Genomic DNA, 13,748 nt, shown 5'->3' with positions numbered 1-13,748 from the left:
AAATCACTCTCCTCAGATTAAAACTATGAAAGTTCAACTCACATAGTAATGGATTCCACCCTATGTTTCTCAATATTATATACTTTTATAATCTAATATCTTCTTCCATGACTCAGCTTGAACCGTCTGTGTATCCACAGCCACTCAGACGGATTTTCTTTGATATAGGCTTCAATGATTTTAGTAAATATCTGCGTATTGAATATTACATCATCTTCCTTGTTCTCTGTTATCCTGAGCGGTATCTCTCTATAGCATTTTATCCGGTGTCTTCCATTGCCGAGATAATTTATAAAGATAGGCATGACCGCTGCGCCTGTCTTCATGGCTAATAAAGCAGGCGTTTTCATTGCATGTACCTTTTCACCGAAGAACTCCACAACAACAGCTTCGTTCTCTACAACGCTCTGATCCATAAGAAGGCCGACAGAGCCGCCGTTTTTGAGAATAGAAAGTATCTCTTTCAGCGCGCCTTTTTTGTTAATGACTCTGTTGCCGTGTCTTGTTCTCAAGTGCTCAATGCATCTGTTCAGATACGGGTTGTTGAGCGGCCTTGCAACTGAAGCGGAAGGCAGGGACTTCCATGCCTTTGCAAAAGAGGTAAGCTCCCAGTTGCCGCAATGTCCTGTAATGAGAATGACCCCGCGTCCTTTTGCCATTGCCTCTTCATAGAGTTCAATGCCCTCAAAGATGATATCTTCAAGGATCGCTCTTCTTCCGAGTATGAGTATTGCGACTTCAGCTATTGATCTTCCGAGATTGATGAAGTGCTGCTTTATAATCTTTTCAGGAGTGTCTGTGATATTAAGGCCACCGCTAATGGCTATCTCAATATTTTTCAGCGCGATCCTTCTCTTGTCTTTGAAGATGAAGAAGAGGCCGGAGCCTAAAGATTCTCCAAGCCTGATGGAAATTCTCCTTGGGATGATTCCGAGGAGAAAGAGAGGGGTAAGTATTAAAAAGGTTTCCAAGAGCCAGAGAAGATATTTGACCGCATGAGGTTTGTCAACTGCCGTGCGCTCAGGCCTCATTTTTTATCGGCAGTATCTTCATCACTTTTTTTAGTCCCCTTCTTCTCAGGCTTATCTTTCGATGCCTTGGAGAGTTCAAGGAGTTTTTCAGCCACAAGGAAGTTGACCGTGCCTTTAGGATATTTCTCATCAGGCGTTATCTCTCCGGCGGGCATACCCATGAGAATTTCTATGCCGTCTTCAATATTGTCTATTGAGTAGATGCTGAATTTGCCGTCCATTACAGCCTGGAAGACCTCGTTCCTGACCATGAGGTTGATAAGGTTGCGCCTCGGGATTATAACCCCCTGTTTTCCGGTAAGGCCGCTGATCTTGCAGAACTCAAAGAAGCCCTCTATCTTTTCATTGACCCCGCCGATGGGCTGAACCTCGCCGTGCTGGTTCATGGAGCCTGTTATTGCGATGGACTGGTTTATCGGAACTCCTGATATGCTGCTCAAGAGGGCGTAGACCTCTGCGCATGTGGCGCTGTCGCCTTCTATGCCGCCGTAAAGCTGCTCGAAAGTCAGCGAAGCGGTCAGGCTGAGGGGGCGTTTGGTTGCGTATTTCCCGCCGAGATACGCGGTCAGGATGAGAATGGCCTTTTCATGTATCTTGCCGCTCATCTTTGTCTCACGCTCTATGTTTACGATGCCTGCTTTTCCTGCGTATGTCTTGGCAGTGATCCTGGAAGGCATGCCGAAACTATAATCGCCGAGATCCAGTACCGCAAGGCCGTTGATCTGGCCGACGACCGAGCCTTCCATATCAACAAGGATAGTGCCGTCCTTTATCGCCTCAAGGATCTTTCTCTGCACCTTGTCTGACCTGTAGATCCTCTCATTGAGCGCCTTCTCAACATCCTCATATGTCACATTGCCGTTATTCCTCTTTTTAGACCAGTAGGCAGCTTCTCTCAATATATCCGCTATCTCTGAGAATTTTGCAGAGAGTTTGTTCTTGTGTTCGGCAAGCCTTGAACCGTGTTCAATGACCTTTGCGATAGCGCTCTGGTCAAAAGGATGCAGGTCTCTCTCAAGGCATTTTGTCTTTATGAAACTTGCGTACTTGAGGATGTTCTCCTTGTTCCTCTCCATGCGGTTTTCATAATCTGCCTTTATCTTGAAGAGTTCCCGGTATTCTTCATCAAGGTTATAAAGCAGGTAGTAGATTCGGGGATTGCCTACCAGTATCACCTTGACGTCAAACGGAACCGGCTGCGGCTTGAGCGTTACGGTCGAGACCTGCCGGTATTGTTCCCAGACGTCTTCAATTCTTATCTCCCTGTCCTTTATGGTCCTTTTCAGCGCGTCATAGGAGAAAATATTTTTCAGCAGGTCAAGGGCGTCAGTGACGAGATAGCCGCCGTTTGCCTTGTGGAGCGCGCCGGGTTTGATCATCGTAAAATCGGTTACAGCAACGCCGTATTGAAGTTTATGCTCCACCCGTCCGAATAAATTCAGGTATGTCGGGTTTGTCTCTATAACTATCGGTGCGCCTTTGAGTTCGAGGTTGTTGACAAGGACGTTGACCTGATATTTCATGAATGACGGCTCTGTCTTCGGCGGCTTCATGAAGCTGAAGGCCTGGGGCTGTTCATCCTGCATCTTGAAGTCCTCGTGATGTTCAAGTATGTCTTCCTGCACATCCTCGAGATAGCTTAAAATCTTGTCGTTCTCTTTGTAGCCGTTCTTAATTTCATCTATACGATGTCCTACAGAGGAGAATACAGCCTGCCGTTCCAAAGCGGCTATCTTCTTCTTTACCTCGTTCTCTTCCGCCCTCACGAGCCTTATAACATCGTCAAGCTTATCCTGCAGTTCTTTCCCGATCTTGCCTATCTTCTTCTTTGCTTCAGGTTCGAGTTTCTCATACTCATCCTCTGTAAGCGCTTCTCCAGTCTTCTTTGTGGGCAGCAGGGCAAGGCCGCTTACGTTCTTCTGCAGGCTGAAGTCTTTCTTCTCTGCTTCCTTTTCCAGTTCCGCAAAGAGCTCTTTCTGCTTTTCCTGAAATTCATGCAGGATATTTGTCTTTTGCTTCTCATACTCTTTGGATTCGAATATCTTTGGGATCTCCTGCTGCAGGTCATTGATAAGTTCATCCATCTTCTTTTTGAAGGCGACGCCGGTCCCTGCGGGCAGGTTCAGGATATTCGGAACATCCGGATTCTTGAAGCTGTATACGTAACACCAGTCATCAGGAGTGGGCTCATCTTTTGCTTTTTCTTCCAGGATCTTCCTGATGGTGGTCATCTTGCCCGTGCCGCTTTCGCCGAGTATGTATATGTTGAATCCGTGGCTGTTTATATCAAGGCCGAACTCCAGGGCGCTGAGTGCCCTCTCCTGGCCTATAGTCCCTTCCAGAGGCTGAACATCATCGGTTGTTTTAAAGGGCAGATCAGAAAGGTCGCAGCAGTTGCAGAGTTCTTCCCTTGTGACTTTGTTAAGCATAGATATCCTCCGGTTTAGATGCTGCCTATATATACAGCTTAAAAGATACAGCATTTGGATATAAGAGTTCAAGACAAATAAGAAACTTTCGGCGAACAGATCATTGACTAACTTCTCGGGTGATATTTTTTGTGAACCTTTCTTAAACGGTCCGGTGTGACCTTGGTGTATATCTGGGTTGTTGAGATGTCTGTATGCCCGAGCATCTTTTGAAGCGCCCTGAGGTCAACCCCTCCGTCAAGAAGATGGCTTGCAAAGCAGTGCCTGAGCGTATGCGGCGACACTGCGCAGGAGAGGCCCTTTGAATATTTTTTCACCAGCTGGAAGACCCTCTGTCTTGTCATGGGCATGCCGCCTTTTCTAAGAAATAGAAAATGGCTGGTTCTTTTGTTGAGGATCTCCGGCCTTAATTCTTCGATATATTTTTTTATCGTCCCGAGTGTGTATTCATTGACCGGCACGACCCTTTCTTTGGACCCCTTGCCCATTATTGTGATGAAACCTGCCTCGAAATTTATGTCCCTGATCTTGATATTGACCAATTCACTTACGCGGAGGCCTGAGGAATAAAAGATCTCAAGGATCGCGCTGTCTCTTAAGGAATACTTACCTTCAGGCCTGCTCAGCAGTGTCTCGACATCCTCTATGCCCAGAACCTTAGGGATACGTTTCCAGCCTTTTGGAGTTGAGCGGTTCTCAACAGGGTCTTCAGTGATAATCCCTTCCATCAGCATGAACTTGCAAAGGCCCCTGATCGAAGCTAAGTGCCTTGCTCGTGTTGCCGATCCTTTACCTGAATCGTTCAGATGGTTTAAGTAAGAGTCAATATCTTTTTTGCTGAACCTTGCTATGCCGCTCCCGTTCTCATCGAGATAGGCAGAAAATTGCCCGATATCTCTCCCGTATGCCTCTAACGTGTTTTGCGACAGCCCTTTCTCAACTGTCAGGTAGATTATGAATCTTTGGACAGGATCAACCATTTCTCAGAATACAGGATTTATGATTTTGCATGCAAGGTGCAAGATTATAAATTTTTTGGCCTAACCTAGCCTATCAGGCTTAAGCCGGTGTCCTTGACTTCAATCGTGGGACGGTAATCTGTCCACATATAGTGGGGCTTAATTCCCCAGACCACAAAATATAGCATATATATAAAAATATCAATTTTTCTCTTGACAAGTATTATTAATATAAATATACTGGTGGTATTAAGTGGAGGGAAGTGGTGGGAGACGTGTCTAGTTTCTTAGGAAAATATTATAACACGCTGGATCCAAAGGGAAGGATAATCATTCCTGCGCCTTTTCGTGAGATCCTCTCGTCTGCTAAAAACACAAAGCTGATAATTGCAAACGATGCGTTTGACCACTGTCTCTGCGCATATCCGGTTGAAGAGTGGGGCAATCTGGTAGGCAGGGTAAAAGATAAACCACAGACCATGGACTCGGTGAAGTACTTCATGCGCAGGGTCGTGGGCTCTGCCGTTGAGTGCGAACTTGACAAGCAGGGGAGGATACAGATCCCGTCTGCCTTACGTGTAGATGCAGGGCTCAGCAGTGAAGTTGTTGTTATGGGGCAGGGCAACAAGATAGAGATATGGGAAAAGAATGCGCTTGAGGTGGTTGCCGACCCGACCAAGATAGACAAAAATGCCTTTAAGAAAGAGCTTTCAGACCTTGGAATATAAATGGCCATCACTCATGTCCCGGTCATGCCGGGGGAGGTTTTAGAAGGATTGAATATAAAAGACTCAGGTATATACGTGGATGCGACACTCGGACTTGGCGGGCATGCCGAGCTGATATTACAGAAGGCAAAAGTTGGCGCTTTGATAGGCATCGACAGAGACGAGGCGGCGATTGAGTCAGCGAGGGAGAGGCTGAAGGACTTCAGTAATATTTACTTTGCAAAAGAGAGTTTTTCAAACATAAAGGCCGCAGTCAGCAGCCTTGGCTATGAGACGGTTGACGGCATACTGCTTGATATCGGTGTCTCAACCATGCAGCTTAAGGCCGAAGGCAGGGGTTTCAGCTTTATGAAAGATGAGCCTCTTGATATGAGAATGGACAAGAGCCAGAAACTTTCTGCCAAAGAGGTCGTCAACAGTTACCACGAAAAGGATCTGGCGACATTGATCTTTGTGTTCGGCGAGGAGAGGTTCAGCAGAAAGATCGCAAAGGCAATCGTTAATGAGAGAAGAAAGAAGCGCATAGAGACATGCAGTGAACTGGCTGCAATAATAGAAAATTCGCTAAAAGGCAGAGGAAGGATACACCCTGCCACAAGGACCTTTCAGGCTCTGAGAATCGAGGTCAATAAAGAGCTTGATGAGCTTTCAGCCGGAATAACCTCGGGAGCGGACATGCTAAATCCGGGCGGAAGGCTCTGTGTTCTCTCCTATCATTCACTGGAGGACAGGATTGTAAAGAACGCATTCAAGAAACTGGCAAGTGAAGGTATATTCCATATCATCACAAGAAAACCTCTTGTCGCAAGCCGGCAGGAGATAAGATCAAACCCTCCATCAAGGAGCGCAAAACTAAGGGTAGCGGAGAGGATATGACAATAAGAAGATCAAAGAAGAAAAAATGGACGCTTCTGAAGTTCGGTCTTTTCATTTATTTTGTTGCAGGGGTATTTGCTCTTATATGGTGCAGTACCCAGGTTACTTCTCTTGAGTACGAACTCGGGGAGCTGAATCGGCAGAAGACAAGCTTTCTCCGCGAACAGAAGTTTGTAGCAGCTAACAGGGCGAATTTCCTTTCAGCCAGGAATATCGAGGAGACGGCGGTCAATGTTCTCGGGATGAGCCCTCCGGACAGGAAGAACATCTTCTACGTTGGCAGGACAGAAGAGGCAGGCCTTTATAAAGTGGCTATGGAAAAACGGTAATCATTTGTTTTGTAAATATTGCGGATAAGGAATGAGAGACGCGGCATCAACAAACATGTAGAAGCAAGCGGGTGTTTGTAGAGGATGATATCTGATTCCTATCCCTGAGGGTTTATATTCCGGTATAGGAACATGGCTAATAACAGAAGAAAAAGAATTGACGACACCAGGAAGCTATGGGATGAAGACCCTGAAATTCCACAGCTTCAAAAGTCCAGAAAGAGAGCCTTCATTCTGGCAACCTTCATTGTTTTTTGTTTTTTCATCATATCCGTCCGCCTTTTTGACCTTATGGTATTACAGCATGAGTCCCTCTCCAGAAAGGCGAGACAGCAATATCTCAGGTCCAAGACATTAAAGCCTCAGAGAGGGGTTATATGGGACAGGAATATGAAGGAGATGGCGATCAATATTGAGACCGACTCTCTGTTTGCGGTCCCTACTGAAGTAGATGATATTCAAGCGCTTTCAAACAAACTTTCTCCTGTCATAAATGTTTCTGCTAATGATCTCAATAAAACTTTCATTTCAAAGAAAGATAAGGATTTTGTCTGGCTTTCAAGGAAGATGGATGAAGAGACTTCACGCAATGTCAGTTCTCTGAAGAGCAGAGAAAGGTTAATAAAGGAGATCGGCCTTCTGACAGAGACAAAGCGCTATTACCCTAAAGGGCAGACAGCCTCTCACCTCCTGGGCTATACGAATATTGACAACAAGGGCATCTCCGGCCTTGAACTCACATATGATGAATATATGAGGGGCGAGGAGAAGAAGGTCTCAGGCGGCAGAGATGCGCGAGGCAACAGGCTTTCACAGGGGTTAGAGGACACACTCTCAGGCAACAGCATACTGCTTACAATTGATGAGGGCCTTCAGTATATCGTTGAGCGGGAGTTGTCAAAGGCCATGGATGAATGGCAGGCTGCGGCCGCGATAGCTATCATGATGAACCCTATGACAGGCGAGATACTTGCAATGGCAAACAGGCCTGCTTATGACCCGAACTTTCCCAAAGAATCAACAGATGCTGAAAGGCGCAACAGGGGGGTCACAGACATGTATGAGCCCGGGTCTACCTTAAAGGCATTTCTTGCATCTGCGGCTTTTGAGGAAGGGACGGTGAAGCTGGGCCAGATGTTTGACTGCTCAAGAGGGTTTATCGTGGTTGGCGGCAAGCCGGTAAAAGATGCCCACAGGCATGGCGTACTCAGTTTTCAGGATGTCATAAAGAAGTCATCGAATGTCGGGTCGATCCAGATAGGGATGAGGCTTGGAAAGGAAAAATATTACAGCTATCTGAAGAAGTTCGGATTCGGAGACAAGAGCGGCATAGATATGCCCGGAGAGGTAGGCGGAATGCTCAGGGGACCGGCTAAATGGTCAGGCACTTCCATCGGAGCTATATCGATAGGGCAGGAGATAGGAGTAACGCCTCTTCAGATGGTCAGGGCTTATTCTGCTATTGCGAACGGCGGTTTTCTCATGAAGCCGTATATAGTATCCGAGATCATCTCTGATACCGGAGAGGTAATTAAAAAGAATTCTCCTGTCATTATAGAGAGGGTGATATCAGCCCATACGGCAGGGGTTATCACAGACATTCTCAAAGGGGTCACTGTTGAAGGCGGCACCGGCAAGAACGCCGAGATCACAGGCAATCTGGTTGCCGGCAAGACAGGCACGGCACAGAAGGTCGATCCTGATACCGGAAGGTATTCAAAGGACAAGTTTATCAGCTCATTTGTGGGGTTTGCCCCGGCTGACAAACCTGAGATAGCTCTTATAGTCGTCATTCATGAACCCAAAGGCGCTAATTACGGCGGGGTGGTGGCTGCGCCTGTCTTCAAGAGGATAGTTGAGAACGCGTTTGCTTATCTTAATATCCCGATGGAAAGCGACAAGAACCACATACTTCTTGTTAATAGCTCCCGTTAGAATGCAGCTCTCTCTAACGGAATTTGATAATATTTTTCTGATGGGATAAATGATAATAGCCGATCTATTAGAAGGACTGGAGGTAAAGGAGAGGGAGGGCTCATTAGATACTGAGGTCATGGGGATAGCCTATGACTCCAGGTCAGTGGCTGAAGGTTTTTTATTCGTGGCGATAAAGGGGCTCTCTTTTGATGGCGACGATTTTATTAAAGACGCAATAAACAGAGGGGCAACGGCAGTATTAACTGAAAGCCCTATAGCTGATATGTATGCTTCATATCAGCCTTCTCTGCTGAGCGGGGTGACCTGTATTGAGGTTCATGACAGCAGAAACGCTCTGGCTTTGATATCCGCGCGGTTTTATGGTGAGCCTTCAAAAAAGATCTCTCTTGTCGGCATAACCGGCACGAACGGAAAGACGACCACAAGTTATATAACAAAAAGCATAATTGAAGCCGGAGGCAAGAGGGCGGGCCTGCTCGGCACGATCCAGTATATAGCCGGCGAGACAAAAAAAGCGGAACGGACCACGCCCGAGTCTTTAGACCTGCAGAGATATCTCAGGGAGATGCTGGATAACGGGATGGAATACGCAGTGATAGAGGTATCTTCGCACGCGCTTGCCCTTCAGAGGGTTGACCAATGTGTATTTAAGGTGGCTGCGTTTACCAATTTCACACAGGACCATCTTGATTTTCACGGTTCAATGGAGAACTATTTTATTGCGAAAGACAAGCTCTTTAATTACCTTGGGGAAGAGGGTACGGCCGTGCTTAATTGGGATGACCCTGCTGTAAGAGAGGTTGAGGAAAGGCTGGGCTGTGATGTTGTTACATGCGGCCTTTTGGAAGGCGCAACTATCAGGGCGGAGAATATTGATGATAAAGACGGGCTATCTTTTGACCTGATCACACCGGGCGGCAGGTTCAGGGCCAGGTCTGAATTTATCGGCCGCTTCAATGTGTATAACATCCTGATCTCTGTGGGGATAGCATATGCGCTCGGCATAGGCGAGGATGCCATACTCAGGGGTATCGCTGAAGCGAGGCCGGTCAGCGGACGTTTTGAGAAGGTTGATGAAGGCCAGGACTTTTTATGCATAGTTGATTATGCCCATACTGATGACGCGCTTAAGGCTGTGATAAATGAGGCAAGGATGATAACAAAGGGGAGGGTCATAACCCTATTCGGGTGCGGCGGCGACAGGGACAAAACAAAGAGAGAGCTTATGGGCGATGCGGCTTCAGAGCTCAGCGACCTTGTTATCGTGACCTCTGACAATCCCCGAACTGAGGACCCGCTTCAAATAATCAGCGATATTGTTAAAGGCATTAAAAAGAAGAACTATATAGAAGTGCCTGACAGGGCCGAAGCCATAAACAAGGCTGTTTCCATGGCAGAGGCCGGTGATGTGCTGCTCTTTGCAGGCAAGGGGCATGAGGATTATCAGGAGATAAGCGGCATGCGCTACCCTTTCAGTGATAAAGAGGTACTGAGAGAGGCTTTGAAAAATATAAAAGGCAAAAAGTAAAAAATAACATGGCAGGTCTGACAGTGGAAAAGGTCATAGAGGCGACAGAAGGAAGGCTCATATCAGGAGACGGCGGAGCCTTCACAGGGGTATCCATTGATACACGCACTATCAAAGAGGGAGATCTCTTTTTTGCCATAAGGGGTGAGAGGTTTGACGGCCATGACTTTTTAAAAGAGGCGCTGAGCAGGGGTATGGGCGCTGTAGTGGATACCCAACCGCTGTCGATTTCTGAAAGCAAAGCGGTTGTTTATGTCGGTGACACATTAAAGGCGCTGCAGGATCTGGCGCACTTTATAAGGAAAGAGCGGGATATCCCTGTTATCGCAATCACCGGCAGCAACGGGAAGACGACCACAAAAGAGATGGCATATGCGATCCTTTCAAAAAGATATAAGGCCTTAAAGAATGAGGGCAACCTTAACAACCATATCGGCCTGCCGCTCACGCTTACGAGGCTTACGAAGGATGATGAGGCGGCTGTGCTGGAGTTGGGCATGAATGCACTTGGAGAGATTAGGAGGCTGTGCGAGATATCGCTTCCAACTCATGGTGTTGTGACAAATATAGGTACTGCGCATATCGGCATGTTAGGCAGCAGGGAGGCGATAAGGGATGCGAAGCTTGAGATACTTCCCGGGCTTAGAGTTGCGGTGCTGAATGCGGATGATGATCTTCTTATGTCAGGCATAAATGACTTTAAAGGGGAGGTCATCACCTTCTCAATAAAGAAAGCCGCGCATGTGACTGCAAAGGATCTGAGCCTGACAGAGAAGGGAAGCGCTTTTACCCTTTGCATAAAGGATAAAGGCAGTATAGATATTACACTTAAAACTCATGGTCTTTTTAATCTTTATAACGCGCTTGCGGCAGCGGCTGTATCTTCTTCGCTCGGCATATCGCTCTCTGATATAAAGGAGGCGCTTGAGGCTTACAGGCCGTTCCCAATGAGGTTTGAGGTAAGCAGGATCGGAGATATAATATTGATCAATGACGCATACAACGCAAACCCTGCCTCGATAAATGAATCGCTGAAAGAGATGGCAGCGATGGGTGCAGGAAGCAGGCTTGTAGCTGTGCTTGGGGATATGTTTGAGCTTGGGGTGTTTGCAGAAGATGCCCACAGGGAACTTGGAAATACGCTTTCAGATATGAATATAGATGTCTTTGTAGCTGTAGGAGAATTGATGAATATTGCCGCTGATGAATATGTAAAAGCAAGAGGAGAGAAACCTGCGCCGGTTTACAGGTTCAGCAGCTCCGGCGAGGCTGGTGAAAATATAATGGATATTCTAAAACCAGGAGATACTGTTTTATTCAAGGGATCGCGCTCGATGAAGTTAGAGAACGCCATAAGAGGTGTCAGACATGCTGTATAAATTACTTTATTCATTGAGTGAATCGTATTCACCGTTAAATGTCTTCAGGTATATAACATTCAGGACCGCGCTTGCGATCATTACGTCTCTGGCGATATGTTTTATCTTTGCCCCGTGGCTTATAGGAAAGCTGAAGAAGCTGCACTATACCCAGTATGTGAGGGATGACGGCCCCAAGACCCACCTCGGCAAGACAGGCACTCCTACAATGGGCGGCATCCTTATAATCTTATCGGTCGTAATCAGTGTTCTCCTCTGGGCTGACCTGAGCAACAAGTACATACTCATAATGCTCCTTTCTATACTCGGCTTCGGCATGATCGGACTGGTTGATGATTACCTCAAGCTGATGAAGACGAATTCAAAGGGCCTGAGCGCATGGTATAAATTCAGCGCGCAGATAGTGCTTGCCCTGCTGATCGGTCTGGTCTTTTACTACAATCCTCAAGACCCGAATATAACAAAACTGAGCATACCCTTCTTTAAGAACTGGCTCATTGACCTCGGATGGTTCTATATTCCGTTTGCCATCCTTGTAATTGTCGGCTCATCAAATGCTGTCAACCTGACAGACGGCATTGACGGACTTGCGATAGGCCTTGTCGGGATTGCGACACTTGCAAACGGGGCGCTTGTTTATATCTCAGGCCATGCGGGATTTTCACAGTACCTTCAACTGCTTTTCCTTCCGGGCACAGGTGAGCTTACCGTATTCTGCGGCGCGCTCTTCGGCGCCTCGCTCGGTTTCCTCTGGTATAACAGCTATCCGGCAGAGGTCTTTATGGGCGATGTCGGCTCATTGGGATTGGGCGGCGCGCTCGGAACGCTTGCGGTAATTACAAAACATGAGATCGTCCTTGCGATAGTAGGCGGCATCTTTGTAATAGAGACCTTCTCAGTGATAATACAGGTCGCGTCATTCAAACTGACAGGCAAACGCGTCTTTAAGATGGCTCCTATTCACCATCATTTTGAACTTAAGGGCTGGCCCGAGCCAAAGGTCATTGTAAGGTTCTGGATAGTCGGCATCATACTTGCGCTCCTGAGTTTAACGACACTGAAGGTCAGATGATAACAGAGGATATGGATATTACAGTTGAAAGCCTGAAGAATAAAAATGTCCTGGTTGTCGGGCTTGCAAGGAGCGGGACAGGCGCGGCAAACCTGCTCTCTTTTTTCGGCGCGAACGTGACGGTCACAGATACAAGGCCGCAGAGTTCACTTGAGGGAGAGATGAAAAGGCTGTCACAGTCTGTTAAGGCGATAACAGGCGGAAACCCTGAGGAGGCTTTCACCAGCGCTGACCTGATAGTCGTGAGCCCCGGCGTTCCGATGAAGATATCTCCTATAGTAAATGCGATGAAGATAGGTATCCCGGTAATAGGCGAACTTGAGCTTGCGTATGAAATAGTTAAAAGTTATAAATCCAAAGTTAAGAGTGAAACTCCTGATTTTATCGGGATAACAGGCACGAACGGGAAATCAACCACGACCACGCTGATAGACCTGATGCTGAGGGAGTCGGGGTTTCATACTATGCTCGGAGGCAATATCGGCGCAGCCCTGACAGAGGAGATATATAAGCTTGCATCCGTAGCTGCAGGCCTGAGCGATATTGATCTTATAGTTGCTGAGATATCAAGCTTTCAGCTTGAGTCGATAAAATATTTCAGGCCGAAGATAGCCCTGATAATGAATATAACACCAGACCATCTTGACCGTTATGATACGCTCAACGATTATGCCGAAGCCAAGGAAAGGATATATGAGAATCAGGGCGAGGGTGATTATCTGATACTTAACGCGGATGACACTCTGCTGAAAAAGATCGAGAGCGAAAAGCTGAGATCCAAACAGGTAAAACCAGATGTTCTTTATTTCAGCCTCAGAGATGAGGTGATTGGAATTTATTATAAAGACGGAATCATTTATTATAATCTGCCCTCAAAATTATCTGATGTCCTTCATCCTTCGATAGGAGAAGGCAGGTCACAGTTGATAAGTGTCAGCAAGATGAAGATAAAAGGCACTCATAATCTTGAGAATGCCATGGCTGCGTCTCTAACAGCGATCTTATCAGGGGCTTCCGCAGAAGGTGTCAGGAATGTGCTGGCAGATTTCACCGGGCTTGAGCACAGGAACGAGGTAGTCCGTATCCTTAACGGCATAACTTTTATCAATGATTCAAAGGGTACAAATGTGGGAGCTGTTGAAAAGTCACTTGAAAATTTTGAGAGTGTGATATTAATCATGGGCGGCAGGGACAAAGGCGGAGATTTTTCCGCATTAAGGGATCTCGTGAAAGATAAGGTCAAGCTGCTTGTGCTTCTCGGAGAGGCGAAGGAGAAGATAGCAGACAGCCTTGGAGATATTGTGCCTATCGAGTATGCCAAAGACATGAAGTCTGCTGTTGAGCTCTCTGTGTCAAGGGCATCTGAAGGCGATACCGTGCTTCTCTCCCCAGGGTGCACAAGCTTTGACATGTTTAAGGATTTTGAAGACCGGGGCAGAATTTTTAAGGAAGCAGTAAATGCAATAAGGAGTTCATAGG

11 protein-coding genes are annotated in these 13,748 nt (G+C 46.8%); 8 read left to right on the top strand and 3 right to left on the bottom strand.

Annotated features, from left to right (window positions below; all coding sequences use genetic code 11):
- Positions 1-92: 92 nt before the first annotated feature.
- From Q7U10_04760 to xerD, 3 genes are all read right to left on the bottom strand, one after another.
- Positions 93-1,031 (bottom strand): lysophospholipid acyltransferase family protein, encoded by a 939-nt coding sequence (locus tag Q7U10_04760; GenBank protein ID MDO8281921.1) that lies wholly within the window; start codon positions 1,029-1,031, stop codon positions 93-95.
- On the bottom strand, positions 1,028-3,460 hold the full coding sequence (locus Q7U10_04755) for an ATP-binding protein (GenBank protein MDO8281920.1): 2,433 nt from the start codon (positions 3,458-3,460) through the stop codon (positions 1,028-1,030). Before Q7U10_04755 ends, Q7U10_04760 begins: the two co-directional genes overlap by 4 nt.
- A 107-nt stretch (positions 3,461-3,567) precedes the next feature.
- The gene (gene xerD / locus Q7U10_04750) at positions 3,568-4,440 is read right to left on the bottom strand and encodes a site-specific tyrosine recombinase XerD (protein ID MDO8281919.1); all 873 of its coding nucleotides are present in this window, start codon (positions 4,438-4,440) and stop codon (positions 3,568-3,570) included.
- Between the two features lie 254 nt (positions 4,441-4,694).
- Between xerD and mraZ the strand changes: the two genes are divergently transcribed.
- From mraZ to murD, 8 genes are all read left to right on the top strand, one after another.
- The gene (gene mraZ, locus Q7U10_04745; protein ID MDO8281918.1) at positions 4,695-5,147 is read left to right on the top strand and encodes a division/cell wall cluster transcriptional repressor MraZ; all 453 of its coding nucleotides are present in this window, start codon (positions 4,695-4,697) and stop codon (positions 5,145-5,147) included.
- Positions 5,148-6,023: a 16S rRNA (cytosine(1402)-N(4))-methyltransferase RsmH gene (rsmH, locus tag Q7U10_04740; GenBank protein MDO8281917.1), complete on the top strand. Its 876-nt coding sequence runs from the start codon at positions 5,148-5,150 to the stop codon at positions 6,021-6,023.
- Positions 6,020-6,352, top strand: coding sequence for a hypothetical protein (locus Q7U10_04735; GenBank protein MDO8281916.1), 333 nt, complete (start codon positions 6,020-6,022; stop codon positions 6,350-6,352). Before rsmH ends, Q7U10_04735 begins: the two co-directional genes overlap by 4 nt.
- A gap of 132 nt (positions 6,353-6,484) precedes the next feature.
- Positions 6,485-8,287 carry a penicillin-binding transpeptidase domain-containing protein gene (locus Q7U10_04730; protein ID MDO8281915.1) on the top strand — a complete coding sequence of 601 codons (1,803 nt, stop codon included), beginning with the start codon at positions 6,485-6,487 and terminating at the stop codon, positions 8,285-8,287.
- 49 nt (positions 8,288-8,336) lie between these two features.
- A complete protein-coding gene (locus tag Q7U10_04725; protein ID MDO8281914.1) occupies positions 8,337-9,818 on the top strand; it encodes a UDP-N-acetylmuramoyl-L-alanyl-D-glutamate--2,6-diaminopimelate ligase in 1,482 nt (493 codons plus the stop codon).
- Positions 9,819-9,826: 8 nt separating this feature from the next.
- Positions 9,827-11,197 carry a UDP-N-acetylmuramoyl-tripeptide--D-alanyl-D-alanine ligase gene (gene murF, locus Q7U10_04720; GenBank protein MDO8281913.1) on the top strand — a complete coding sequence of 457 codons (1,371 nt, stop codon included), beginning with the start codon at positions 9,827-9,829 and terminating at the stop codon, positions 11,195-11,197.
- Positions 11,187-12,269, top strand: coding sequence for a phospho-N-acetylmuramoyl-pentapeptide-transferase (gene mraY, locus Q7U10_04715; protein ID MDO8281912.1), 1,083 nt, complete (start codon positions 11,187-11,189; stop codon positions 12,267-12,269). The genes murF and mraY overlap by 11 nt, the downstream gene beginning before the upstream one ends.
- Positions 12,266-13,747, top strand: a complete 1,482-nt coding sequence (gene murD / locus Q7U10_04710; protein ID MDO8281911.1) for a UDP-N-acetylmuramoyl-L-alanine--D-glutamate ligase — start codon at positions 12,266-12,268, stop codon at positions 13,745-13,747. The genes mraY and murD overlap by 4 nt, the downstream gene beginning before the upstream one ends.
- The last annotated feature ends 1 nt before the right edge of the window (position 13,748 follow it).

Source organism: Thermodesulfovibrionia bacterium (genome assembly GCA_030646035.1).
Taxonomy (GTDB): domain Bacteria; phylum Nitrospirota; class Thermodesulfovibrionia; order UBA6902; family UBA6902; genus JACQZG01.
Note: the sequence above shows the minus strand (reverse complement) of the source record. Positions and strands in the feature narration are given on the sequence as shown.

Coding starts and splice junctions, on each gene's coding strand:
- Q7U10_04760 (MDO8281921.1), bottom strand. CDS start 1,031: ATGAGGCCTGAGCGCACGGCAGTTGACAAACCTCATGCGGTCAAATAT.
- Q7U10_04755 (MDO8281920.1), bottom strand. CDS start 3,460: ATGCTTAACAAAGTCACAAGGGAAGAACTCTGCAACTGCTGCGACCTT.
- xerD (MDO8281919.1), bottom strand. CDS start 4,440: ATGGTTGATCCTGTCCAAAGATTCATAATCTACCTGACAGTTGAGAAA.
- rsmH (MDO8281917.1), top strand. CDS start 5,148: ATGGCCATCACTCATGTCCCGGTCATGCCGGGGGAGGTTTTAGAAGGA.
- Q7U10_04735 (MDO8281916.1), top strand. CDS start 6,020: ATGACAATAAGAAGATCAAAGAAGAAAAAATGGACGCTTCTGAAGTTC.
- Q7U10_04730 (MDO8281915.1), top strand. CDS start 6,485: ATGGCTAATAACAGAAGAAAAAGAATTGACGACACCAGGAAGCTATGG.
- Q7U10_04725 (MDO8281914.1), top strand. CDS start 8,337: ATGATAATAGCCGATCTATTAGAAGGACTGGAGGTAAAGGAGAGGGAG.
- murF (MDO8281913.1), top strand. CDS start 9,827: ATGGCAGGTCTGACAGTGGAAAAGGTCATAGAGGCGACAGAAGGAAGG.
- mraY (MDO8281912.1), top strand. CDS start 11,187: ATGCTGTATAAATTACTTTATTCATTGAGTGAATCGTATTCACCGTTA.
- murD (MDO8281911.1), top strand. CDS start 12,266: ATGATAACAGAGGATATGGATATTACAGTTGAAAGCCTGAAGAATAAA.